At 36.7% G+C, this 24,582-nt stretch carries 30 protein-coding genes and 2 pseudogenes; 26 read left to right on the top strand and 6 right to left on the bottom strand.

The annotated features are described in order from the left end of the window. Positions 1 to 201 precede the first annotated feature (201 nt). Together D0469_RS06650 and D0469_RS06645 are read left to right on the top strand one after the other, a co-directional pair. Positions 202 to 810: a flavin reductase family protein gene (locus D0469_RS06650; RefSeq protein WP_117325848.1), complete on the top strand. Its 609-nt coding sequence runs from the start codon at positions 202 to 204 to the stop codon at positions 808 to 810. 25 nt (positions 811 to 835) lie between these two features. Continuing rightward, a pseudogene (locus tag D0469_RS06645) lies at positions 836 to 1,208 on the top strand (VOC family protein); the annotation flags it as partial. A 502-nt stretch (positions 1,209 to 1,710) separates the two neighbouring features. On the opposite strand, the gene D0469_RS06635 reads toward D0469_RS06645, so the two are convergent. Continuing rightward, on the bottom strand, positions 1,711 to 2,157 hold the full coding sequence (locus D0469_RS06635; protein ID WP_117325847.1) for a YfmQ family protein: 447 nt from the start codon (positions 2,155 to 2,157) through the stop codon (positions 1,711 to 1,713). Positions 2,158 to 3,210: 1,053 nt separating this feature from the next. Between D0469_RS06635 and D0469_RS21545 the strand changes: the two genes are divergently transcribed. The 3 genes from D0469_RS21545 (at position 3,211) to D0469_RS06625 (ending at position 5,476) form a co-directional block, all read left to right on the top strand. Further along, entirely contained in the window at positions 3,211 to 3,348 is a 138-nt protein-coding gene (locus tag D0469_RS21545; protein WP_233522967.1) for a hypothetical protein, read from the top strand. Between the two features lie 14 nt (positions 3,349 to 3,362). After that, positions 3,363 to 4,811, top strand: coding sequence for a PTS sugar transporter (locus D0469_RS06630; protein ID WP_233522966.1), 1,449 nt, complete (start codon positions 3,363 to 3,365; stop codon positions 4,809 to 4,811). Positions 4,812 to 4,990: 179 nt separating this feature from the next. Continuing rightward, positions 4,991 to 5,476: a hypothetical protein gene (locus D0469_RS06625; RefSeq protein WP_158553373.1), complete on the top strand. Its 486-nt coding sequence runs from the start codon at positions 4,991 to 4,993 to the stop codon at positions 5,474 to 5,476. Positions 5,477 to 5,586: 110 nt separating this feature from the next. Here the strand turns inward: D0469_RS06625 and D0469_RS06620 are convergent, their stop codons facing one another. From D0469_RS06620 to D0469_RS06610, 3 genes are all read right to left on the bottom strand, one after another. After that, on the bottom strand, positions 5,587 to 6,525 hold the full coding sequence (locus tag D0469_RS06620) for a TIGR03943 family putative permease subunit (RefSeq protein ID WP_117325845.1): 939 nt from the start codon (positions 6,523 to 6,525) through the stop codon (positions 5,587 to 5,589). A 12-nt stretch (positions 6,526 to 6,537) separates the two neighbouring features. Next, entirely contained in the window at positions 6,538 to 7,536 is a 999-nt protein-coding gene (locus D0469_RS06615; RefSeq protein ID WP_117325844.1) for a permease, read from the bottom strand. Between the two features lie 195 nt (positions 7,537 to 7,731). Continuing rightward, the gene (locus D0469_RS06610; protein WP_117325843.1) at positions 7,732 to 8,811 is read right to left on the bottom strand and encodes a metal ABC transporter solute-binding protein, Zn/Mn family; all 1,080 of its coding nucleotides are present in this window, start codon (positions 8,809 to 8,811) and stop codon (positions 7,732 to 7,734) included. Between the two features lie 239 nt (positions 8,812 to 9,050). On the opposite strand from D0469_RS06610, the gene D0469_RS06605 reads away from it, so the two are divergent. The 7 genes from D0469_RS06605 to D0469_RS06570 all read left to right on the top strand — a co-directional run bounded on the left by D0469_RS06605 (position 9,051) and on the right by D0469_RS06570 (position 14,542). Continuing rightward, positions 9,051 to 10,226, top strand: coding sequence for an FAD/NAD(P)-binding protein (locus tag D0469_RS06605; protein ID WP_233522965.1), 1,176 nt, complete (start codon positions 9,051 to 9,053; stop codon positions 10,224 to 10,226). 45 nt (positions 10,227 to 10,271) lie between these two features. Next, positions 10,272 to 11,459: a GTP-binding protein gene (locus D0469_RS06600; RefSeq protein ID WP_117325842.1), complete on the top strand. Its 1,188-nt coding sequence runs from the start codon at positions 10,272 to 10,274 to the stop codon at positions 11,457 to 11,459. A gap of 35 nt (positions 11,460 to 11,494) precedes the next feature. Beyond that, positions 11,495 to 11,644 (top strand): 50S ribosomal protein L33, encoded by a 150-nt coding sequence (gene rpmG, locus D0469_RS06595; protein ID WP_117325841.1) that lies wholly within the window; start codon positions 11,495 to 11,497, stop codon positions 11,642 to 11,644. 92 nt (positions 11,645 to 11,736) lie between these two features. Next, on the top strand, positions 11,737 to 12,075 hold the full coding sequence (locus D0469_RS06590) for a hypothetical protein (RefSeq protein ID WP_117325840.1): 339 nt from the start codon (positions 11,737 to 11,739) through the stop codon (positions 12,073 to 12,075). 296 nt (positions 12,076 to 12,371) lie between these two features. Further along, the gene (locus tag D0469_RS06585) at positions 12,372 to 12,656 is read left to right on the top strand and encodes an EamA family transporter (protein WP_117325839.1); all 285 of its coding nucleotides are present in this window, start codon (positions 12,372 to 12,374) and stop codon (positions 12,654 to 12,656) included. A gap of 283 nt (positions 12,657 to 12,939) precedes the next feature. After that, complete coding sequence (locus tag D0469_RS06580; RefSeq protein WP_117325838.1) at positions 12,940 to 13,326, top strand: helix-hairpin-helix domain-containing protein; 387 nt, start codon at positions 12,940 to 12,942, stop codon at positions 13,324 to 13,326. Positions 13,327 to 14,116: 790 nt separating this feature from the next. Next, positions 14,117 to 14,542 (top strand): ASCH domain-containing protein, encoded by a 426-nt coding sequence (locus tag D0469_RS06570; RefSeq protein ID WP_117325857.1) that lies wholly within the window; start codon positions 14,117 to 14,119, stop codon positions 14,540 to 14,542. A gap of 373 nt (positions 14,543 to 14,915) precedes the next feature. On the opposite strand, the gene D0469_RS22095 is transcribed toward D0469_RS06570, so the two are convergent. Then, positions 14,916 to 15,053 (bottom strand): hypothetical protein, encoded by a 138-nt coding sequence (locus D0469_RS22095; protein WP_407675730.1) that lies wholly within the window; start codon positions 15,051 to 15,053, stop codon positions 14,916 to 14,918. A gap of 257 nt (positions 15,054 to 15,310) precedes the next feature. Between D0469_RS22095 and D0469_RS06560 the strand changes: the two genes are divergently transcribed. The 11 genes from D0469_RS06560 (at position 15,311) to D0469_RS06510 (ending at position 22,371) form a co-directional block, all read left to right on the top strand. Beyond that, a complete protein-coding gene (locus D0469_RS06560) occupies positions 15,311 to 15,592 on the top strand; it encodes a hypothetical protein (RefSeq protein WP_117325836.1) in 282 nt (93 codons plus the stop codon). 149 nt (positions 15,593 to 15,741) lie between these two features. Further along, positions 15,742 to 16,176, top strand: a complete 435-nt coding sequence (locus tag D0469_RS06555; RefSeq protein WP_117325835.1) for an OsmC family protein — start codon at positions 15,742 to 15,744, stop codon at positions 16,174 to 16,176. A gap of 489 nt (positions 16,177 to 16,665) precedes the next feature. Then, on the top strand, positions 16,666 to 16,980 hold the full coding sequence (trxA, locus tag D0469_RS06550) for a thioredoxin (RefSeq protein WP_117325834.1): 315 nt from the start codon (positions 16,666 to 16,668) through the stop codon (positions 16,978 to 16,980). A 236-nt stretch (positions 16,981 to 17,216) separates the two neighbouring features. After that, complete coding sequence (locus tag D0469_RS06545; RefSeq protein WP_117325833.1) at positions 17,217 to 17,735, top strand: DJ-1/PfpI family protein; 519 nt, start codon at positions 17,217 to 17,219, stop codon at positions 17,733 to 17,735. Positions 17,736 to 17,856: 121 nt separating this feature from the next. Beyond that, a complete protein-coding gene (locus tag D0469_RS06540) occupies positions 17,857 to 18,369 on the top strand; it encodes a type 1 glutamine amidotransferase domain-containing protein (RefSeq protein ID WP_117325832.1) in 513 nt (170 codons plus the stop codon). A gap of 99 nt (positions 18,370 to 18,468) precedes the next feature. Beyond that, complete coding sequence (locus D0469_RS06535; RefSeq protein WP_117325831.1) at positions 18,469 to 19,185, top strand: SDR family oxidoreductase; 717 nt, start codon at positions 18,469 to 18,471, stop codon at positions 19,183 to 19,185. Positions 19,186 to 19,503: 318 nt separating this feature from the next. Then, positions 19,504 to 20,403 carry an aldo/keto reductase gene (locus D0469_RS06530; RefSeq protein WP_117325856.1) on the top strand — a complete coding sequence of 300 codons (900 nt, stop codon included), beginning with the start codon at positions 19,504 to 19,506 and terminating at the stop codon, positions 20,401 to 20,403. A gap of 239 nt (positions 20,404 to 20,642) precedes the next feature. Beyond that, positions 20,643 to 20,777 carry a BA3454 family stress response protein gene (locus D0469_RS06525; RefSeq protein ID WP_117325830.1) on the top strand — a complete coding sequence of 45 codons (135 nt, stop codon included), beginning with the start codon at positions 20,643 to 20,645 and terminating at the stop codon, positions 20,775 to 20,777. A gap of 258 nt (positions 20,778 to 21,035) precedes the next feature. Beyond that, complete coding sequence (locus D0469_RS06520; RefSeq protein WP_117325829.1) at positions 21,036 to 21,464, top strand: RrF2 family transcriptional regulator; 429 nt, start codon at positions 21,036 to 21,038, stop codon at positions 21,462 to 21,464. A 137-nt stretch (positions 21,465 to 21,601) separates the two neighbouring features. Continuing rightward, the gene (locus tag D0469_RS06515) at positions 21,602 to 21,916 is read left to right on the top strand and encodes an IDEAL domain-containing protein (RefSeq protein ID WP_117325828.1); all 315 of its coding nucleotides are present in this window, start codon (positions 21,602 to 21,604) and stop codon (positions 21,914 to 21,916) included. Positions 21,917 to 22,050: 134 nt separating this feature from the next. Continuing rightward, the gene (locus D0469_RS06510; RefSeq protein ID WP_158553372.1) at positions 22,051 to 22,371 is read left to right on the top strand and encodes an OsmC family protein; all 321 of its coding nucleotides are present in this window, start codon (positions 22,051 to 22,053) and stop codon (positions 22,369 to 22,371) included. On the opposite strand, the pseudogene D0469_RS06505 reads toward D0469_RS06510, so the two are convergent. Continuing rightward, a pseudogene (locus D0469_RS06505) lies at positions 22,346 to 22,513 on the bottom strand (aminotransferase class V-fold PLP-dependent enzyme); the annotation flags it as partial. The gene D0469_RS06510 and the pseudogene D0469_RS06505 sit on opposite strands and share 26 nt — an antisense overlap. 202 nt (positions 22,514 to 22,715) lie before the next feature. On the opposite strand from D0469_RS06505, the gene D0469_RS22090 reads away from it, so the two are divergent. From D0469_RS22090 to D0469_RS06495, 3 genes are all read left to right on the top strand, one after another. Further along, a complete protein-coding gene (locus D0469_RS22090; protein ID WP_407675732.1) occupies positions 22,716 to 22,883 on the top strand; it encodes a DEAD/DEAH box helicase family protein in 168 nt (55 codons plus the stop codon). Next, a complete protein-coding gene (locus tag D0469_RS06500; RefSeq protein WP_407675729.1) occupies positions 22,880 to 23,404 on the top strand; it encodes a DEAD/DEAH box helicase family protein in 525 nt (174 codons plus the stop codon). Before D0469_RS22090 ends, D0469_RS06500 begins: the two co-directional genes overlap by 4 nt. Positions 23,405 to 23,600: 196 nt before the next feature. Then, positions 23,601 to 24,488, top strand: a complete 888-nt coding sequence (locus tag D0469_RS06495) for a polysaccharide deacetylase family protein (RefSeq protein ID WP_117325825.1) — start codon at positions 23,601 to 23,603, stop codon at positions 24,486 to 24,488. The last annotated feature ends 94 nt before the right edge of the window (positions 24,489 to 24,582 follow it).

The following is a 24,582-nucleotide window of genomic DNA, read 5'->3' as shown; positions in this document are numbered from 1 at the left end:
GAGGAGCCGTGTGCATTAATAGTGCAAGCACGGTTCTGTGAGGGGGAGGAACACAATCTACCAAAAGGTAGAGAGGTTCCCTTCTACTCGACTGATCTAGAAAGGATTAGCCGCCTTTGAACAATACAGAGAGCGTCTAGAACGAACTTTAATTCCGATTGAAGTAAGGGAATTAGACTAACTAAAAAAGGAATGATGTCTGTGCTTTCCATTGACCCTTCTACCAATACAGAACGAGAAAATTATAAGTTCCTGATAGGAAGCATCATACCTAGGCCCATTGCTTTCGTCACATCGCTTTCTGAAGAAGGAGTTCTGAACGGTGCCCCCTTTAGTTATTTTAATATCGTTTCGTCCAATCCGCCGATGATTTCTTTATCGGTCCAACGGAAAAATGGAACAATGAAGGATACGGCGAAGAACATCCTGGATACAAAGGAATTTGTCGTCCATATCGTCGATGAACAGAATGTCGAGAAAATAAATGAGACAGCTGCTTCCCTGCCTCCGGACCAAAGTGAAGTCGAACAGGCAAACTTGAAGCCGGTAGAAAGCGTAAAGGTTTCCGTCCCAGGTGTAAAAGAAGCGAAAATCCGGATGGAATGTACACTGGAACATGCCATTCAACTGGGAGGCACAGATTCACCTGGCTGCGATCTGTTGATAGGGAAGGTTGTCCACTTCCACATTGATGATGACATATATGAAAACGGAAGGATCGATCCGAACGGAATAGCTGCCGTAAGCAGGCTTGCAGGACAGAATTATGCAAAAATAGGCGACATTTTTGCCATCGAACGACCAAAATAACTAGTCCAGGAAAGGGGAGATAGACATGCAGAAAACAGCAGGCATCCATCATATTACCTCGATGGTGAATGACGCAAAGAGAAACATTGACTTTTATGCAGGGGTACTGGGGTAACGGTTGGTAAAAAAACCATCATTTCGACCGTCCGGAAGTATACCATCTTTATTTTGGGAATGGCACCGGACACCCCGGCAGTGTCATCACGTTCTTCCCATGGGCGAAACAAATAAAGGGCCGGATTGGCATGGGTCAGGTAGGAGTGACAAGTTATATGGTTCCTCCTGGCTCCCGCCCTTTCTGGGAAAGACGTCTTGCAAAGTTTGGAGTGGAGTTCAAATCCTTACAACGCTTTGGCGAAACCTATGTACAGTTTCAAGACCCTGATGGCCTTGAATTGTTTAAACTAACGGGGCAGGATTAGTGAATAAACAAGGGGGATAGGTTTTATTAGGTAGACCTTTCCAAATGGTAAAGTTCTGGCAGGTGAAACAGGCTTTCTTGTCGAAACTTAGATATATGAAATTCATTAAATTGGAGGGAAAAACGATGGCAGAAGTTTTGTTGTTACACCATGTTTTGGGCCGAACGAAGGGGATTGAAGCAATCGCCGATCAACTGAGAGATGCGGCGTTTTTGATAGTGTGATGTAAACTAATACATAATGTAGGAGGAAAATGCCTCTTTGCTGGGTTCTATATTCCTATTTTCATCGACTTCAATTAAAACCTTTTAAAGTGCTGCCTTTTCGTTTAAAGCCTTCTTTCATCTCCTACATCTAAATATATAAGAATATGTGTCCCTCAATTTAGTATAATAAACAGCCCTTCACACAAATGCGGAATGAAGACTACCGACCAAATTAGAGTAGCCTTTCTCACATCATCAAGCCAGTTCTTTTATTACATTGATACTAAATCCCTTGTTGATACAGTGAATTTTTGTAAAGAATCAGAACTAAGACTATAAGCATTAACATTCTTCTTGTACTGCTTTACTACATCAACGTGGTCATCATAACTATAAACAAAGAAATTTACATCTTTTTTTCCTTTTTTTAGGTTGATAACAAATGGAATAACATTAGTCTCAGGTTCTAGAAAAAATTTTTCATTACCTTTAATCATAAAATATTTTTTTAAAAATGAAGCTTCATTAAAATAGGCAATAAATCTTAGTTTGTCTTCTTCTTCTAAGCTCTTTCCCTTAAACGTTACAGTAACATCAATTGGATTAAGTTTAGGATGAAGTGCAAATTTACTTTCAAGCCATTCCACACCTACACTTGGAAGAGCCGTTAAAAGTTTAATAATAATTCCAATAATCGCAATTGCAATAGCCCATGTCATAATATATCAACTCCTTAAGTAATAATATCTGGTTACTAACTTACTAATAGATATTCATGATAAATATGGAATTATCGGGCCCTGATCCGCACTTGTTCATCAGTTTGACTCCGCAGAATCATTAGCAGGAGGTGCATCTGCTTTAAAGCATTTCCGTCCATATTCTAGGGCTTTCCAGCTACCCGCTATTTATGTGACAAGGTGTTCATGCGTCGATCCTATTACTTCTTGTTTGTGGTTGATGGTTTCCCTAGTCGCTTTTTTTAGGTTTCTCGCTACTTACCTGCTGCGTATTACATCCAGATAGAATAAGTAAGAATAAAACTGCTAAAAAGCTGTAATATTCAGCTTATAACTTCTTGTCCCATACGTCCTTCACATGTAAATATAAATACAGTTTTCATTATACATAAAAGAAAAGACAATTACCTGAGAACTTTTTGGAAAATAATCGATCTTTTATTCGTGAATATGACACGGATGAGTTGTACAAGTCATGCCCTGCGTTTCCCGGACACTTGTTTAGATATTTAAGTAATTGTAATACTATAAAATCGGAAGGTAACTAGTTAACATACATTACAAAAATTATCATATAAACGATTCAAAGAAGAAAGTATAGAAAATCGTGTCATATAATAATGACAACGATTTTCTATACTTTCTGGTTTTTTACCACAAAATCAATTTATTATGGAAAATGACATAAAATATCTATATTCCCCGGAGATTAAAAGGCAGTAAAGAGTTTTATGTCTTAATGGTGTAGAGAATTGTGTTACTCATCAGAAGGGGACATTAAAATAGATTGAGCGTATATAATTTGTCGTTTTTTAAAGTTTAAATTCGCGGCAGTTTTTGAAACATATAGGATTAGTCTCAGTATAAAAGAGAAATCTTAGATATTGAGACAGAATGAGAATTTATAAAATGCAAGGACAGATTTTAATGTTGTGTCATTTCTTTACTCCTTTGCCACTTTATTCATATAAAGTATAATAAAGTTCATAGAGAGAAGCGGATAGATATTAAGATGAAAAAAGAGGGATTATATTGAAAAAAATATTAATCATTGGCAGTAGTGGAGGCAACTTATTTAATTTAGGCGGTGCAAGTCCAAGGAAGCTGTTAGACGAAATTCTAATTCAAATTAAGGCTGCCGAATTGGAAGCTGAAGATTGCTTTTCGTGACAGCAGGTGAATCAATGGACACAGCAAATGATCACACCAGGGCCTCAATTTATCGTTTGGAAAAACATCAGCCCGTTGAGATTTTCAATGGCAATCTAAAGGATGCTAATATTGAAGCCTCCAAAGTAGATTCATATTTGGCAGACCGGATCAGGAATAATGAAGTGGATGGAATCATCGCAATGAGTGTGGATCCGGAAGGGACTAATCTACATACCATTAAGGCAGCTATTGAAACAAACATACCCATAGTTGGTACTGGCGGAACTTCAATGGCTATGATTACATCTAAAGGAGGCAATGTGATAGCGTCATCTGGTACCACAGGTACTACCAACAGAACCAGAGCAGTTTCGTTTATATCATGCCTTTGTAAGCACTGGGGTATTAAGTACAACCCTCAAATCGGAGGATCAGGCCATAAGGAAGAAATTGCAAGCGGCAATGTGTTTAAAAATATTAATATTAGAGGAATCATGATTTCATCTTTGCCAGGTTTTATTGCGATGGCCTTGGTATTGGCTTTAAGCAAAATCCCGGCGTTAGAAGGGCTTGGTGAAGTTACAGACCTCTTGCTGAAAGCTCTGCCAGTGATGATGGCTGTCATTGCGGCTAAGCAAGTATCTGAATTAGATGAAGTATCTATCCTGTCAGGTGTTATCGCAGGAGTTCTGTCTGTGAATGGCGGTATCATTGGCGGGATCATTGGAGGAATTGGAGCGGGTATTCTGGTTCATTATCTATTCGGAAAATGTATACAATGGCGCTTTCCGATGACAACTGTCAATATTGTGGCAGGCGGGATATCCGGTTTAATTTCAGGTTTAATTGTTTTCTACTTTATCGGACCGGTGGCGTTGAAGGCGGGTAACTTGATTAAGGAAATAATTGAATTGGCAGTGTCATTTAATCCCGTCCTTGCAGGCACGGTTGCAGGATTGCTTATCTGGCCTGCAATCTTGGGTGGTGTCTACCACGCAGCAATCCTCCCAATTGTGCTTCTTGAGATGGAGAAAACAGGAAACAGCTTTTTAGGAGCCGTGGATATGGTCGGTTTGGTCATGGTATCAGCTGGAATAACGCTTGCAAATATTCTTTCTCCAAGGGATAAAGGTGAAGCCGCAGTTGCAACGCCAGGATTTATGATCAATATGGGATTCGGTACCTTTGTGGAAGCTGCTTACCCTTTTATGTTCTCAAATAAGGCAGTATTTATAGGCGCAGTATTATCGGCGGGTCTTGGAGGAGCAATGGTCGGTTTCTTTGATGTACGGGGTACAGCTTATGTTCCATCTTTTACGGCACCTTTTATGTCGAATAACTCCATTGGATTTATCATTGCCATGGCGGTTCCGTTGCTATCTGCCCTAATTATTACTTTGATTGCTAACAAGAGAGCCACTAACAAAAAGAAAAAGGATGGAACAACAAACAATAAATCCCTTAAATTGGAATCCTATTAGACAAAGTATAACTAGCCTTGTAGCTTCATTGTCTACTCCACTCTACATAAAGATAGAAAGGAATTACCGTCTTTAAAGGGGTGAACAATCTTGTTGACATTCCTGGAGTAGGTAACATAAGTACCAAATTAACATCTGCACAGCTTAAACTGGCTGAAATTGACAGGATGTTAGTGAGTTTGGATAACTTAACAGTTATTCAACAAGAGATGAATGATTCTCATCAAAAGTTAAGTTCATTATTCGAAGAATATCAAAAAGAAAAAAGCACTGAAAAATTATTTGAAATTGAAGAAGTGTTAAATTCAAACTTGATTTATCAGATTGAAAAGTTAAGTAATACTACTATAGAAGCCAATAAAGTTCTAGATCTATCTTCAGGTGTTTTAATTACAGTAAATAAAGCTGAATCCCTTTTTAATTCATTACAGGAAGCAGGAAAAAAGACAGTAAATACACTTCAGTTTTGGAAGGAAAATGAAGGAAATTCTGATGGATCAGATATAAAAGAAACTTTAGAAAAAGATTTAGATGCTTCTAAAGAGAAGATTCAAAAGATGCCTAATGAAATAGAAAAACGATCCAGGGGCAGTATTACGTCAATAAGCATTGTTCAAAAAGAACTACAGACTATAAAGATAGCAGAAATGTTAAGTAGTAAATGAAGGGGGATAATCCCTCTTTTTGTTTTTTTGCATTTAGATAGGTTACGGTGAACCGTATCTATATGAGGTATTGAAAACTGGATGGTGCCAGAAGCACCATCCAGTTATTTTTATAAGAGTTTCACACTGATTGGATAAAGATAAGGTTCCTTTGGTGTACTGATTTTTTTCCACTCGGTAATTTTGATGTAAGGAAGTTCCATCCCATTATAGTTCGTAACATCCAACACACCATTGGCCTCGATCCATGTGTCCTGTTCAATACTAGAAGCATTCGTCAACTCTGAGAGGAATCCGATGATGCCGGCATCTGCAACACAATGAGTAATCAGAAATCTTGAAAGAACAAGCTGATTTTCTTTGAATCCATCCTCTTTATAAACAAATCCATTTAATTTAATTTTTCTTCCTTTGAATTTATTAATATCTTTACTGATTTCCTCGTAGTAGGCGTCATAAACATAGTCAGTCATTTCGATACTAGGAGTTGTCTCAAGCTTTTGGATAAGCTGATCAAATTGTTCCTGTGAAATTTCTTTCTGATCTGCGGATAAACCAGGGTCCACTGGATTATCATCAATCGCAGTTTCTTCACCTTGTGTAATATTGTCATCCGTATCTATTGCTTCAGGAGTACTTGTATCTTTTTGAGGAGATTTTTGGCTGGATAATACCGTCATACCTCCTTTTTTAGCTGCAATCGAGGAATCCAGAACCTTTGCAGGAAGCAAGAACCCCGTTAACAACGGAACTATAATAATCATATACGATATTAGTTTCTTACTATTAAAAGCTGCATCCCCATGGTCATGCCCACATGCATGGTCTTCATGGTAACAATGCTCGTGGCTATGTTCTTTAACACTCCAGATTCTTGTAATTTGAATAAAAAACAAGATTAAAAAAATGACGGAAGCGGACTGACTTAAACCGACATATTTAGGATTGATAAACTTGGTAATGTCTCCGGTAAAGTGCAGCTTGAAGAGCATTGCGGAAAACGCTAATAATATCAATGCTCTAACAGCCTGCTGATAAGAAAATTTCACGTTTTTTCCCCCTTATAGAAAGCTTTGCAGCAGCATGATCGTGAAAAAAATCGTTGAAATAACCAATGCCAGCATTCCCATTACAAACTTAACTCGGAAAACGCTTAGCATCATAATCGTATTTTTTAAATCAATCATCGGTCCGAAAATTAAGAAGCCCAAAATCGATGAGGTAGGGAAAATACTGCTGAAGGAAGCACCGATAAAGGCATCAGCTTCAGAACATAAGGATAAAACATAAGCCAAGGCCATCATAACAAGTAAAGAAGTGACTGGTCCATTACCTGTCTCCAATAGCGCCTTAGCTGGCATATAGGTTTGGACCAATGCTGCTAAAAAAGCACCCATGACAAGAAATTTCGCCATATCAAAAAATTCATCAATCGAATGAATTAGCATCGACCAAAATCGGTTCGTAAATGACTTTTTTTCAGTGTGAACGTGTGAATGAGCTGTCTCAATATTAACTGATGCTTTTAATTGGCTGCCTTTAAAAAGGAAGCTTACTGCCAAAGCCACCAAAATGGCGATTAAAAACCCTAATCCCATACGGAGTCCAGCAATTTTAAAGTTATTTCCAAACGCCATGTAGGTAGAGGCAATGACAATTGGGTTAATGAGGGGACCCGTTAACATAAAGCCCATGGCGGCATGAAGCGGTACCCCCTTTGATATAAGCCTGCGAACAATTGGAACAATTCCACATTCACATGCAGGAAAAAGGGCTCCAACAATACAACTCATAACGACGGCCATTACTTTATTTTTGGGAATCCATCTTTGAATATGTTCTTCGGTTACAAAGATTTGAATTATTCCAGCAATCAGAACTCCTATTAGCACAAAGGGGAGAGCCTCTATTAATATACTTAGAAAAATAGTATTCAAATTCAACAAAGATGGTGGAATAGTAAAAGTGCCACTATAGCCTGTACTATATGAAAAAAGCAGAAGAGTTAAACCCACAATTGCTAAGCCTGTAATATCTATCATATGAATAATCTTCTTCATATTAACCTCCTAATAATAGCCCTTACAGTATTTCCTCTATTAAATATATAGATACTATTAATAAAGTATGATTAGTTAACGTTTTAAATAAGTATTAAACTTTAGTCTTGTCAAAGAGCTATTAAAAAAAATCCCTCCACAATCAGTGGAAGGATATGATTGGTATACATTCATTATAGGAATTTATTTAAATGATTAATCATTTAAAGCGGTCTTAATGGTTTGTAAATTCATTCGCATAATACTGAAATAGTCATCTTTCTGCTTAATGTTTTCCTCCGTGATGGATTCAAGATTATGGAGAGTTAACGATTCTGCTCCTAATTCCTCTTGAATAATTTTTGCCACTTTTGGTGAAACACTCTGTTCGAAAATAACATAATGAATATTGTGTTCTGTTGATTCTTCAATGATATGTTGTAACTCTTTTTGTGATGGTTCCTGTGTCGGAGATAATCCGGCTATGGCAATTTGTTCAATACCATAACGTTCTTCCCAATATCCATAGGCTTCATGAGCAACTAATAAATAATTCGTTTTAGAATTTTCAATTGTAGTCTTAAATTCCTGGTCAAGTTTTTCTAATTCATCTTTTAATTGTATAAAATTGCTCTCAAATTCTGAAGCATGTTCTGGTTCTAATTCACTCAAAGTATTTTTAATATTTTTAGCTAGTTCGATTGATCGAATAGGGTCTAACCATACGTGAGGATCATAATTACCGTGGTTAAGATTTTCTTCTTCATGTTCGTGGCCTTCAGCTTCAGTGCTTTCGCCTTCATGCTCATGGTCTCCAGCTTTAGCTTCAGTGCCTTCAGCTTCAACGCTTTCGCCTTCATGGTCATGTTCCTCTGCTTCAGTACTTTCCGCTTCATGATGATGTTCCTCGTTATGAGAGGATTCTAATAGTTCAATCCCTTTTCCGGCTTCTAAAATAGTGACACTTTCTTTTTCCAATGATTCAGCAGCTTTTTCTGCAAACCCATCAATTCCAACTCCTGTGTGAATAAACAAATCAGATTCTGCAAGAGCAATCATGTCTTTTGGAGAAGGCTCAAATGAGTGGGCATCTACATTTGGAGGGTAAATACTTTTCACATCAACATAGTCTCCGCCAATTTTTTTCGTAAAATTTTCAAGAGGATAAATCGTTGTATAGATTGTTAATTTTTCAGTTTCGTTTTGTTCTGTTTGGACAGTTTCAGAGTTTTCGCAGCCTGCAAGAATAAGGCTAAGTGTTAAAACGGAAGTAGAAAGTAATTTACTGAATTTCATGCTTGTTAACTCCTATCAAAATAATCTTGTACTTATTTTTTACTGAAAAATAAATCGTAATTGTTCCGTTTTAAATTCTAAAACAAGTATATGAGATTGTAAATGATTTATGAGCACCTTTTACCTATGATCCTTTTCCAAAGAGTATACCTAATAAAAACTTATCTAAAAAAACTTGATTTTAAGATAAAATTTTTATAAGATTTTAATCGTAACCATTACGATTTAATAAAGGGGTAATGATTTTGTACGATTGGATTGTAATCGGAGGCGGAATCCATGGATGTACTGTCGCTTCTTTTTTAATTAAAAAAGGAATAGCAGCGCCTGAAAAATTATGTATTATTGATCCTAACAGTGAACCATTGTACAGATGGAAAAATAACACTGAACGAATCGGAATGGAGTATTTACGGTCTCCGGGTGTTCACCACATTGATGTAGATCCATTTAGTCTTCAAAAGTATGTGCGAAACGAACAAAGAAGCAAAATGGAACTGTATGGAAAATACAAGCGTCCAGCTCTTAAATTATTTAACGAACACTGTGATTCCGTTTTGAAAGAAGTAGATCTTAAAAAGTCTTGGCACCAAGGTTTCGTAAACGATATCAAAAAAGACCAAGGAATATGGAAGGTTATGACGAGTAAAGGGGAGGTATTTCAAGGACATAATATTGTTATTTCCATTAGTATTAATGACCAATTAAATATTCCCAATTGGGCTGAAAAAATGAAGTCTAAGCTGCCAAATCAAGTTTTTCATATCTTTGATGAGCATTTGCCTAATTTACAAACTGTTGAACCTACCATGGCAATTATTGGGGGCGGGATTACCGCAGCACATTTATGCATAAAGTTGTCGAATATGTTTCCCGGAAAGGTAACTTTAGTAAAACGCCATCCTTTTAGAGTTCATGATTTTGACAGTGATCCTGGCTGGTTAGGTCCGAAGCACCTAGCTTCCTTTCACAAAATCAAAAAATATGAAGAGCGCCGAAGTATTATACAACAGGCTAGAAATAAAGGGTCTTTACCAAGTGAATTGTTTCATAAATTAAAAAGGCTTGAAAACGAAAACAAAATATCTATTGTAAATGGCGAAGTTGAAACTGCTTCTTTTTCTAATGATAATGAAATCATACTAAAAATCGAGGACAAGGAACTGACAGTACAAACAGTCATGTTAGCAACTGGTTTTTTACCCTCGCTACCAGGTAAGAGCTGGATAGAAAAATTAATTAAAGAGCAGGATTTAAACTGTGCGAAATGTGGATATCCGATTATTAACAAAGCATTGCAATGGTGTCCTCATTTATATGTTTCAGGACCGCTTGCGGAGCTTGAAATAGGACCTATCGCAAGGAATATTTCCGGTGCAAGACAGGCTGCTGAAAGAATCGTAAATAGTTTATAGGATATAAATCGTAATGATTTTGATTTACAAAAAGGGGAAATGGAAATGTCAAAAAAGATACCAGTTACAGTTTTAAGTGGATATTTAGGTTCAGGTAAAACAACGTTATTAAATCATATCTTAACGAATCGTGAAAATAAGAAAATCGCAGTCATCGTTAATGACATGAGCGAAGTAAATATTGATGCTTCTATGGTTAAACAAGGTGGTTTTTCCAGAACTGATGAAAAGCTAGTTGAACTGCAAAATGGATGTATTTGTTGTACGTTAAGAGAAGACTTGATCATTGAAGTGGAAAAGCTTGTTCATTCAGGGGATATAGACTATATCGTGATTGAATCTACCGGGATTTCTGAGCCTATTCCGGTTGCACAGACGTTTACTTATACAGATGAAACTTTAGGAATCGATTTATCTGAATTTTGTAAGCTGGACACGATGGTGACAGTAGTTGATGCCAATCGTTTTTGGCAAGATTTTTCTTCTGGAGAAAGCTTGTTGGATCGAAAGCAGGCCAATGATGTAACCGATACTCGTGAAGTAGTCGACTTATTAATAGATCAAATTGAATTTGCCGATGTTTTAGTATTAAACAAGATTGATTTAGTGGATAGGGATTCTGTTCTTGAGCTGAAAACGGTATTACATAAACTAAACCCAGAAGCGAGGATTATTGAAAGCGCCTTTTCACAAGTACCATTAAGTGAAATTCTGGATACAAATCTTTTTGACTTTGAAAAAGCCAGTCAAGGGGCGGGATGGATCAAGGAATTAAACGAGGAACATACTCCGGAAACGGAGGAGTATGGGATATCGTCCTTTGTGTATCGCCGCAGAAGACCATTCCATCCGGAAAGATGGATGCACTGGCTTGAGGATTGGCCAGTAGATATTGTTCGAGCAAAAGGGTTCTTTTGGCTAGCTACTCGAAATAATATAACAGGTTTGTTGTCACAAGCAGGACCTTCCATCATCATTCAAGGTGCTGGGGAATGGATCGCTGCTTATTCCGAAGAAGAAAGGGAGCAAATTCTAAAGGAAGAACCGGAGTTGCTGGAAAAATGGGATAAAGAATTTGGAGATCGGATGATAGAGCTTGTTTTCATCGGGGTTGACATGAACCGTGAAGAAATCGAGACTTCATTAGATAAATGTTTGTTAACAGATGAAGAAATGAACACCGACTGGTCTAAATTTAATGACCCACTTCCAGCATTTGTGGTTACTGAATAAAATCAAACAAATAAAAAATGTAGGAGGAAGAAATAATGAGAGTAAAAATTACGTTAGCATGTACTGAAACAGGAGATCGCAATTATATTACAACGAAAAACAAAAGAAACAATCCTGACAGAATTGAGCTAATGAAATACAGCCCACGCTTAAAAAAACGTACATTACATCGTGAAACGAAATAATCAATTTTTATGACCCTTAGTAACCATCCTAAGGGTTTTTTTATTTTTTCGAGGGAATACTTCTAAAAGAATAAACAAGGAGGTGAAATAAAATGGAACACCATGCTCATTCAGCTTCAGAGCATACGCATCAACACAGTATGGCTTGTGGTCATACGAAAATACAACATGGTGATCATATTGATTATGTACATAATGGTCATCTTCACCATGAACACAATGGTCATTGGGATGACTGTAAAATTCCAGTAAGTGATCAGAATCCTTATGTATGTAAACAAATCGAATGCGGTTGTAACCACGAAAGTGATTGTGGACATGAAATGGTTCCTCATGGTGATCATATGGACTATTTAGTAAATGGAAGATTACATCATGTCCATAATGGTCATTGTGATGATCATGGACCAGTTGAATTAGTAAAATCATAGATTGAAAATTAAAACAGAACCATTAATTCAAAGGTTCTGTTTTTAAATTTGTCAATGATTTATTATTATTAAATCTCACAAGCATTTTTATACTTTTATTAAATATTATGAACTTAGATAACAACTTTAACGACATTTATGAAATCTGAAAATGGTTTACAAAACGGAAAAGAAGAAATATAATCATTAATGTAAATCGAAACGATAACGTTTTATGATAGTAAGGAGTTAGTAGTTTTAAATAAGAAGGAGGATACATTAATTTGTAAAAAACGTCAAAAGAGTGGAGAAGAAAAATGAAGAACGGTATACTGCTGGCGGTCTTGTCGTCGCTGGTGTTCAGTATCATGAATGCACTTGTGAAAGCTGTTAGTTTAAATATCCCCTCAGCAGAAGTTATGTTTTTTAGAAGTATTATAGGTACTGCAATGATTTATTTTTTGATGGTTAAGTCCCAAGTTGCCTTTTCTAAAAAGGGAATCCCAATGCTTTTAGTCAGGGGATTGCTTGGTGCTCTTTATTTGTTTGCATTTCATATGAAAATCGTAAAATATCAGATTACTCTAGGTATTAAATCGTAATTATTACTAATTAGAACATATTATAAATCGTAATTACTACGGTTTAGTATATTTTTTAAATCGTAATTATTACGAAATAGTATGCACATATAAAAAATTGAAGAAGAACTATAAAAAATATTATAGTTATAGTTATACAGAAAAGTGTCATTACCTAAAGATAATTATTAAGTGAATAAGTTAGGATGAAATAATATGAAAATCATCTTCAAAACTGCCTTTAACATCTGAAGAAAGATTAATTTTAAGAAGGTGCAAAGTAAAATTATATGAGAACGCTGATATGGATGCATCTCATTTATCTGAATGTCTACAATCTTCTTTCGAGCGTGCCAAATATCTACGTGCATTAGCTCAATTCCAAGCAATTCCTTCTATTGGACCAAAGTTGGCTCAATGGGTTACTGAAATGGGTTATTATTCTTTGGAAGAGATAAAAAATGAAGAAGGTGCTGATTTAACTAATCGATTGGAGGAACATTTCGGATATTGGGAAGATCCCTGTGTAGAGGATACCTTGCGATGTATAGTCCATCACGCTAAGCATCCTGGTAGCGAAAAAAGCTGGTGGCATTATACAGATGAGAGGAAACAGTATCTTGAGCTAAATGGATATCCTGAAACAAGGCCCGCGACTCCTTGGAATGAGAAGAAAGTAAAAAATAAATAGGACAAACTTAATTTTCCTCTTACATAGGTGCTTTTTTATGCAGTTTCTTGTTCTAATGGGTTGGATTCTCTGTAATGAATCAATAGGAAATCCAATAAACCTAATATCCTTGTTCCAGAATCGGACGCGATTTTGGAAGATCATTAGTCTAATTCCTCGGTACAAATGCAGAGGATTTAGATTTTTTTATCTCTCAATATCCTTAACATTGTAAATCTGTGGTTTTCTTGACATTCTTCCAATGGTAAACGTGTTGGAAACAAGTGGTAAATCTTGTGGCAATCGGCGGTAAAAAACATGGCAGAAGGTTTCCATTCCTATGGCCGTAATCAAACATTAATTAACAGCGGGGATTTTTCCTGCACTTTTTTTGACAAAGATAAAGAGTGGGCTTTACACCTGCTTAAGCTGCTAAGTTATAAAATGTATCCTAAACTCTGCAAAAATTGGAATTCTATCTGCTTTTCAGATTTTGTCTTATTATTTGTTTCATAAAATTTAACATTCTCAAATGACCAAAAAATGCAGATGAAATAAAGGCTGTTATATATTCATGTGGTATATCGATAATATACTGGTCTTTAATAATATTTAATTTTTCATAAAAGGATTCTTTTATATATTCATTCATTTTTTTAGGAAAAGCTGGATCTCCATTTGAAATAATCATAATTCATGAATAGCTAAAAAATGTAATTTTTTTTGAGACAGTATGACCGTCCCCGTTTAATTGGGGGATTGCCAGGAGATGCTATAGACAAAATAGTTGTTGAGGCAGAGGGTGGTTGGAGTGAAGGTTTTGTCGATGATTCAGCCTTGGGCAAGTCTGTTTGTCTTGCGCGAGGCTCAATATGAAACGAGGTCGTGGAGTACGAAATATCGCGGCCCTCTTGCGATTCATACCAGCAAAAAAGTCGATAAAGCGGTCTGCAGCCTTGGGGCGATCAAGTCTCTGCTTTCAAAGCATAGGTACAATACCGATGATCTTCCAACTGGCGTGATCATTGCTGTCTGCCAGCTTGAAAATTGTTTGAGAGTGATGGAAAACAACGAGACATCGGCCGTGTTGGAGGATGGAAGAATCGTATCAGGCAATGACTTTTTGCTCGGAGATTATGAAGTGGGAGGGTATGTCTGGGAAGTCAGGAATATGAAGATGCTGGACAGCTTCATTCCGGCTAAAGGAAGGCTTGGGCTATGGGAGTATGATGTATAGAGTGCCTGTTCATCGGGGAAAGCGCGCTTTATTGATTGGTATCTTTACCCGCGAAATTAAGGAAGGGCTCAAAGAGACACCGGGACGGTTCCGACGTCTCGGTATGTAAAAAAATATATTTATTAGACTGCAGGACGGTCCGAGACCACTGGAAAAGTGTCTTTTACGTCTTTATAAAAATAGTCTCACCTCTAGACTGCTGATACAACAGGAGTGATGGTAGTACTTAGAAATTAAAAAATTATATAGAAGAAGGAGGATAGACATTTCCTTTCCTCTTTAGGTTATCGCTACAGCGTTGGGGTAGCTGTTTAAACCTCGGTTCTTTCTTAACTAAAAAATCTCCATTTCTATACTCGGACCGCTTTCTTGCTTAGATATCCCTTAAGCTGTAAAGTCCTTTTTCCCTGTCCCCTGATGCCACTTCCATAATCAATCGAACTGGAAATAATTGATCGATTGATGCAGCTTCCTTGGCTACCCTGACTGGGTGGCGCAAAGGGAGAACCACACTTCCTGTCACTCACGCAATGTGCTTCGTATAGGCAGCAAGATACGTCAAATAAATCCATAAATCGTCAAAAGGATATTGATAATTTGCAATATCTCTATATTATTTTTCTTTATACTTCAAAATCAAATCTTATGCTTTAGACAGGGTTAGGAAACGGCTTTACAGGAACTGCACAAATTAGCTTAGAGAACAGGTGGCGGAGAGATGAGGATTATTTTGCCCATCTTTTAAATGGTTTGGGTTGGTAAATAGCTTTGAAAAATCAAGACATTAAAAGGATAGGGGAAGAAACTTCTGTTGAAGATGATGTTTTAGATGGAAGGGTAAATGAAATACTTGGTCAAGGACATGCTATCTATAACTTTTGTGCTACCCTATACAATTCACCAGATTCAAAAAAGTATTCCAGGCAATTTCCTATTGAATTTAAATTCACATCAAGACCAAAAGGATGTTCCATAAATGGAGGTCCATTATTATATAAAACGCAGGGAGAAGATTGGCAAGAGTATCCTGGCAAAGATTCTATTGAATGACTGTTCTACGTCTAATAGTAAAAGTGAAATGATCAAATATGAAACGTAATTTTCATCTTTCGTGAACTACTTGCGATACCTGTAGAATAAAAAACATACGTGAACGAACATGATATAAATATAATTTATTTTTTGAGGGAGTGTTTAACATGGCTGATATGAAAATAAATGTGAATGCTGTTTGGGATGGTGGAGTAAAAGGGAATGGAACCCTTAAAGCGGAGTATCTTGATACAAAAATCGCTATTCCTGCATTTTTAGGGGGTAGTGGCAACGGAGCAAATCCAAAAGAGATTCTTGTTTCTTCGGTAACTGCTTGTTATACAGCAAGTCTTACGTTTGTACTTGCAAGCAGAAACCTGCCTGTTGCTGAGCTTACAGTGAACTCAGAGGCAAATATTTCTGATAATGAATATAAAATTATCCATTATCCTCACATCGTTTTATCTAAAGATGCAACAGAAGAACAAATTCAATCCGCACAAAGAGCGACGGAAGCAGCAGATAAAGGGTGTGAAGTCGGAAATTTATTGAAAAAAGCAGATGTTAAAATTGAAATTCAAGGTAAGGTTTCTTTGAAATAAACTGATTCATTCAAAGATGTAGTAATTTATTTTTAGACCTTTTAAATAAAACAGTGTTTTAAATTTAAGGCGGCGATTCTGCTGCCTTTTTTATGTGAGGAAACAACTAAAATTGCGCTTGAAGAACTAGTAGTAAACATTCCACTGATACATTCCAAATAAGATCGTGGCTTATATTGAGGGGGTTATGATAATATCGAGTAAATTTTTCTTGACTTCATAAACTGTAAATATTAATATTACAGTAATTCCTTTTTAACAGGAAGGAATCAATTTGAAAAGCGGCTTTTAAAATAGTTTAGTTGTTAGGGACATTTTCCAGAGCATTGCTTCGTAATGTCTATACTGTAAACTATTTTATTACAGTAGGTTTTGCTAAAACAAACTGTAACTTTTGATATTACATTAAAAGGGGGCAATTTTGTATTTTTGGTAAACATTAAAAAATACTTTTATTAAAATTATAAGAATGAATTGGAGGATATTATTATGGCTATTTCACACGTAACAGATCAAACATTTGGCACTGAAATTAAAGAGGGATTAGTTTTAGCGGATTTTTGGGCACCATGGTGTGGTCCTTGTAAAATGATTGCACCTGTATTGGAGGAAATCGATGGTGAAATGGGTGACAAAGTTAGCATTTTCAAGCTTAATGTAGATGAAAATGCAGGAACAGCAGGGGAATTTGGAGTCATGAGCATACCAACGCTGATTCTTTTCAAAGACGGAGTGGAAGTAGATAAGGTTATCGGGTTTCATCCAAAAGAAGCTTTGACGGAAATAATTTCAAAGCATATGTAATACAGACTTTCAGAATAAGAGGATGAATTTATATCTGAGTATATAAACCATTCTCATTGCCAGACCTTTCACCGCTTGCACGTTGGAAGTTCTCCAGCTGTTGCTTTTCGCAATACACTAGAATTTGCACAGCTCGCTGAAATTTTAGCTGAAATTGTTAACAGTCACAGGTAAAAGTACGAATATATGAAAAAGTGTTAGCAACAAATCTTTTTCTTTTTGAGGAGGAAAAAATAATGAGTAAAAAAGCACTCTTAATTATACCGCCAGAGCGTTTTAATGAAGATGAGTTATTCAAACCAAAAGAAGAGCTTGAAAATGCAGGAGTCGAAGTAACTATTGCCAGCACCGTGGCAGGTGAAATTACTGGTGACTATGATGGGAAAGCAACTGCTTCGGTTATCTTTTCAGACGTATCGCCCACAGAATTTGATGTTGTTTCGGTAATTGGAGGATCTGGTACAAATGATCATCTATGGGGAAATCAAGAATTACAAGGCTTTTTGAAGCAAGCTTACAATGAGAAAGTTCTTGTAACAGGAATTTGTGCAGGGGCTGTTACAGTTGCTAAAACTGGTTTGCTTTCTGGAAGAGAAGCAACTTGCTATCCAGTAGATGTTCAAATGAACGAATTGATAGCTGTTGACGTTAAATATGTTGAACAACACGTTGTTGCCCATAGTGATATTATTACTGGCGATGGTCCACAAGGTGCGGAAGAGTTTGGAAAAGCCCTTGTTAAAGCATTACGCTAGGTCTACATTTTAGTTGGATAGAGTGTGGTTCGGAATTAAATTTCGAACCCGCTGCATCCATTAAATATAAGCATTTTTTGTGAGAATAATAAGTTTTTTCAATTCAAGGAGGGTTTTTAGTTTGGGCAAAAAAATTGCTGCACTTATCACCAATTTATTTGAGGATGTTGAATTTACAGAACCTGCAGAAGCATTCAAAGAAGCTGGTCATCAAGTGATTACAATTGATAAACATGCAGGAAATGAAGTAACTGGTAAAAAAGGCGCAACCGTAAAAATTGATAAAGCCATAGATGAAGTTAATCCTGCAGACTTTGATGCTTTGCTTATCCCAGGTGGTTTCTCCCCTGATTTACTACGTGAAGATGACCGCTTTGGTCAATTCGCAAAAGAATTTATCCAAGAAGGTAAACCTGTATTTGCCATTTGCCATGGACCACAAGTATTGATCGATACAGACCTATTAAAAGGCGTCGACATAACTGGTTTCAAATCTATTCGTAATGATTTAAAAAATGCAGGGGCTAACTACAAAGATGAAGAAGTTGTGGTAAGCAATAATATTGTGACTAGCCGTATTCCAGATGATATCCCGGCATTCAATCGTGAAGCTCTAAAACTATTAGCAAAGTAAAATAATGAAGCGTTGGTTTATATTATTATCACTAAAAGAAGTATGTAATATTGTTTTCAGATAAAACCTAAAAAGAATTTTTTAAGGAGGGTTCATACAATGTTATTAAAAGGAAAACGTGTGGTCGTAATAGGTGGTACTTCTGGTATCGGATTATCCGCAGCTAAGGCATTTCTTGATGAATCTGCTCAAGTCATTATTGCAAGTCGTTCTGATGCAAAACTATCGGAGGCAAAGAATCTACTTGGTGCTAATGTGGAAGCATACAATATTGACTTTCGCAGTGAAGAAAAACTAGCTGACTTTTTTAAAATGGTAGGGAATTTTGATCACCTTGTCGTTACGGCAGGTGAAGGTGCAATGGGTCATTTTAGTGAATTACCTGTTGCAGATGTTAGAGAAGCGTTTGATAGTAAGTTTTGGGGCCAATACTTAACTGTTCGTGCTGCGATCCCGTACTTAAATGATACCAGTTCTATCACATTGACCTCTGGTGTTTATGGAATCCGTCCACCACAGGGGGCAAGTACACTTGCTTCGATCAATTCAGCGATCGATGGATTGGTTAGGGGGCTTTCAGTAGACCTGGCCCCTATACGGGTAAATGTTGTTTCACCTGGTATTGTAGACACCCCACTCTACGGAGGGATGCCTGACGAGCAAAGACAAAATTTATACAGCAATATTGCACAGCAGCTACCTGTTAATCGCGTGGCACAGCCTGAAGACATTGCTGAGGCCTACGTGTACTTAGTGAAAAATGGTTTTACAACTGGTACTGCTCTTCTTATTGATGGCGGGGCTCACTTGGTGTAAGTGTGCATTATTATGTTATTTTTGTGGCTATACTACAACAATGTATAGCCACATTCATTTTTTAAGTAAGGCTGTTTTCGCAATGAATGTTGCTTAACGTACTAAACGTAAAACCGAATGAACATTGGTTTCGTGGCGTCTATTCGCAAAAGTACTAACAAAGATGCTGTGGGAATAAGGTAATTGCAGAGTATACGGTTCTTATAACAACAAAGTTTACGAAAAGAGCCTTAAATAATCGAATTTTTCAATAAATGGCAATAATTGAAGCATTGCAGTTCAAGAAAAACAAGGTGAGATTTGAAAGGAATGATGAAAATGAGTGCACGTGACCAAGAAAAAATATCGAGTTTTAAGGATTCACTTGAAAAACGTGTAGTAACTTTACCAGATGGAACTTTTCTTCCAAGCATTGGTCAAGGAACATGGTACATGGGTGAAAATCCTCAAACGAAAAACAAAGAAATCAAAGCTTTGCAGCTTGGAATAGAACTAGGCATGAAGCTGATCGATACGGCTGAAATGTACGGAAATGGCGATTCCGAACGTTTAGTTGGTGAGGCAATCAAGGGGCGCAGAGATAAAGTTTTTTTAGTATCGAAAGTATATCCTCATCATGCCGGGTTAGATTCGATTGAAACCGCATGTGAAAATAGTCTAAAACGACTAGGAACAGATCATCTGGATTTGTATCTTTTACACTGGAGAGGTCGTGTTCCTTTGGCAGAAACGATTGAAGGAATGGAGAGACTGCGCAAGGATGGTAAAATTGTAAGATGGGGAGTTTCTAATTTTGATACAGATGATATGAAAGAGTTGTGGAATACCGCTAACGGAAAAAAATGTGTGACAAATCAAGTGTTATATCATCTAGGTTCTAGAGGAATTGATTATGACCTTCTGCCATGGCATCAGGAACATAACATGCCAATTATGGCCTATAGTCCCCTGGCCCAGGGAGGGAGCTTAAGAAGACAATTACTAAGCGATCCAACCATCATTGAGATTGCAGAAAAATACAATGTGCAGCCATTACAAATTGCTCTTGCGTGGACCATCCGTTCGAACAACGTAATTGCTATCCCAAAAGCTGTTAAGGAAGAACATGTTTTAGCCAATGCTCAAGCTGCTACAATTCAATTGACCATAGAAGATCTGAACAGACTTGACGAGGTATTTCCAAAACCAACAAGAAAAATACCTTTGGATATTATATAAAATGAATGGGGACAAAGGATATTTACTCTTTGCCTAGGAGAACCTGCCAATGTCCCTTCTCAAACTCTGATTTGTCAGCAGAGTCCTAAAGTAGATTTCTTCACATGCTTTCCCCTTTAGGCTCCTCCCATTATATCCAATTTTAAGAAGAGATCCGCAGTTTATTGCTTCGCACGTTTTCAAACGTCGAATGGCAAAAAGTGACCAATTAATATTATTTCGGAAGGAGGAAGAAAGTGATGATTGAAGTATTCTTTACAGTTAATTTTAAAAATAAAAATTATCAAACAAATGTCATTGTAAATAAAGAAATGACATGGGAAAAAATTAAACAGCTAGCAGAAGAACAAGTTAAAAAACAATGGGATTTTTAAACTTACTTTTACAAAAATCTCAAAACACGCAAATTTGTTTACGCACCTTTAAGGAAGAGAACGTGATTCTTAAAGCTTAACAGGACGCTTGGAATTCCTTATTCATGGTTAAGAGTTGACAACACTTCTAATTAGATACTTGACAAGATAAACTGTAACAATTATTATTACACTATGTTGATAGTTTTAAAAAAGATGCAGAAGCTATATGTAAAGCAAAAAGGTGAGTACCTGTGTTGATTTCTAAGGAGGCAGTCCATGAATAGTGATTTTACGCTTGCCATTCATAGTTTAACTTATCTTGCGTTGCAGCCGGACCGTATGTCAACAAGTGATGGTATCTCAGAGAGTGCTGGTGTCCACCCAGTACGTATTCGTAAAGTGCTAAGCCTGTTAAAAAAACATGGATTTATTAAATCAAAAGAAGGAACCGGCGGCGGATTTATTTTTAATCTAGAGCTGAGTGAAGTTAATCTTTGGGATATATATATGATAACCTCTGAAGGTGCTTTGCAGCCTAAGTGTCCTGATTCAAATGAAAAGTGTATTGTGGGAGCGAATATGAAAAGAGTATTATTTACAATTTTCTTAGGTGCGGAAGAACATTTGGGTGAATATTTAAAGAACTATACAATTAAAGAAGTTGTCGATCTTGTAAATCAAGAACAAAACAGCGGCTGTGACTGATGGCCGTGGACTTCTTTTTATTAAATGTAATAAAAAACATTACAGATTCATCTGGGTGATCGATGACTGTTGCTAAAAAAAGGTTCTTTCTTAATTATATTCATAAAATACTAAATAACTTAAGAAGGTGAAAAAGGATGTTGACGAATGGTAATTCCGTTTTGAAAACAGGTGATTGGATTAAGGGAAAATCAGGGGATGGGGAATTAATAATTGGTTTTATTGAGTCACAGAGTATTCTCGATGGAGTTGTTAAAGTAACAGTTGCTAAGAGTGACAATCGTGGAACGGTTGGCAAAACAATTCCTATATTAAGTAAAAATTTTAGGAAACTGCCACTTTCTAAGGTGGTAAACAAGGAACAAATTCTATTTCTAATAGACTTGGCATTATTAACGGGGGATGAAGCATGGTTTAATGAGCTTTCTTCCAAGTTAAACTCCATCAATTAGCTTGTTGATGGAGTACATTAAAACTTATACCAATTATAAATAGATTTTTTAAATTAAATTACAAAGTGCTTGGAAATTGATTTTTCGTGAAAAATTTTGGTTTATCCAATATATTTTTTTTGAAAAGTATTAACATGGCTAATATGAAAGTAAATGTGAACGCTGTTTGGAATGACGGAGTAAAAGGGAATGGAACGCTTAATGCAAACTTCCATGAAACAAAAATTGCAATCCCTGCATCCATAGAAGGAAGCGGGGATGGAGCAAATCCAAAAGAGGTACTTGTTTCATCTGTGACAACTTGTTATACAGCAACTCTTGTGTTTGTGCTCGAAAGTAAAAAGTTAAAATTACGTATTATCCACATATTGTTTTATCTTCTGATGCAACTCAAGAACAGATCGAATCAGGACAAAGAGCTGCAGAAGCGGCATGGTGTTCGATTTGAGATGTGATAATATGCTTTCCATTTTTTTGATAGCTTTCGGAAACGCCAAAAAGGGCCATATTATCTGCTTCAATTCCGCCGCTGGTAAAAATAATTTCATTTTGCTTCGCCCCAATGCTAGCAGCCATCTTCTTACGAGCCTGATGTAACCTCTAAGCTAACAAATTTTTTAAATATTCAGGTCAATGCCGCTGTTCTGCATGTGTGTCAAAAATAAGAGAAAATGGGCATAGCCAATTTCCAGTTTCAATCTACGAAAAGCACCGGAATTCCCTCTTAAAGGGATGTTTCAGTGTAACAAATTTGAAAATGTCAAAAAAATGATTTGCCCAGCCGGAAGCCTTAGAAGAACTGAATAAGACACTGGAAGAGGGCTACAGCAAAGAATTAGTTGTAATGGCAACTGGTCTTGGTAAAACGTACTTGGCAGGTTCCTTTGCGGAGAAATTCAAGCGGATACTGTTTATTGCTCATCGGGAAGAAATATTGTACCAGGCAAAAAGCGTTCCTTTCAAATGATTGTGCCTGCGAAAACGTACGGTATCTATTATGGGAAAGTAAAGGAAGAAAATGCGGACACTATTTTCGCATCTATATATACCCTTAGCTCCCAAAAACATTTGCATTCTTTTCATCCTGCAGAGTTCGATTTAATTATTGTTGATGAGTTTCACCATGCTGCAGCAGACTCCTATAAACGTGTTCTCGATTACTTTAAGCCTGCTTTTTTATTGGGAATTACGGCTACACCTGACCGAAATGATAATAAGGATGTTTATGCAACCTGTGATGGAAATGTAGCCAATAAGCTGGATTTTCTGGCGGCTATCAGCAGAGAATGGCTGGCACCTTTTAATAATGGCTGGGAAATAGATATTGAGCAGGAACTGCTACAGGCTCAGTTAAGAGATGACATGGCGGTTAAAATACTTTCTGCATGGAGGGACAAGAAGCAAACACGGACAATTGATTTTCATTCTTTTACTAACTGTGCAATTTTCGTTACATCTTTATTGCAATCATCAAAAATAATGAATTAACTCATATAAAGGCTAAGTTGTTCATATGACTTTTCAGATATTATAACTTAATTACCGTTTTCACTCATAGAAAGTTAAACTATTAAAATATAAAAAAAGTACACCCCTCTAAAAAAAATAGAATATAAAGCGCTTACATTAGTGTTTATAATCAATTTTAGAAGTACTAAATTTTATATCGAGGGGAGTAATTTTCATGAGACAAATTTCTGGAAAAATTAAATTGCCTGCAGGGAAAAAAGTAGCTGTTAACCTTGGTGCAGATTTTGACGCGCATTCTGTTTGGATGGGATCTATGAACAAATTTTCGCCATCATATATGCATAGAGGTGAATTTGGTGCAGAAGTTGGCGCCCCAAGATTATTAAAATTAATGGACAAGTATAATATTAAAGGAAATTGGTGTATCCCAGGCCATACAGTTGATACTTTTTTTGATATTTGTAAAGAAGTGGTAGAACGCGGGCACGAAGTCACGCATCATGGATATGCCCATGAGAATCCAACGCCTATGAGCTATGAAGAAGAAGAGGCGATCATGATTAAAGGATTTGAGTCATTGGCCAGGCTGGGTGTCAGACCACGAGGCTATAGATCACCAGCGTGGGATTACAGCCCAAATACATTATCGATTTTAGAGAAGCATGGATTTGAATATGACAGCAGCCTAATGGGAAATGATTTGCATCCATATCGCCCACGTCCAATTGTTCCGCACATGGACAAAGCAAGTGAATATGGAAAGCCAAGTAGAATATTAGAAATTCCGGTTTCTTGGTATTTAGATGATTTCCCTACACAAGAACTTGTGTTTGGATCTATGGATGGATTGGCGGATCCGGATGTTCTGTTCCAGCGTTGGAAAGATATTTTTGACTATGCTGTTGATCATGAAGAAGGTGCATGCGTTGTTCTAACTACACATCCTCAAACGATTGGCCGTGCACACATGATTACAAGATTAGAAAAATTAATTCAACACATGGAATCTCGCGGAGCATGGTTCTGCACATTGGGTGAAATCTATGATAATTTCGAGGAAAATCCAGTCCATAAGGAAGCTGCTGCAGAAGTCTTAGCTTAATTTTATAAATATACCAAGAACGCGAGCCTCTAGAAAGTTATTTCTAAGGTTCGTTCCTTAATACGTAAAAATGGTATGCAGAATATTTTATTGC

Source organism: Peribacillus saganii (assembly GCF_003429095.1).
Taxonomy (GTDB): domain Bacteria; phylum Bacillota; class Bacilli; order Bacillales; family DSM-1321; genus Peribacillus; species Peribacillus saganii.
This window is presented reverse-complemented; position numbering and strand designations above follow the sequence as displayed.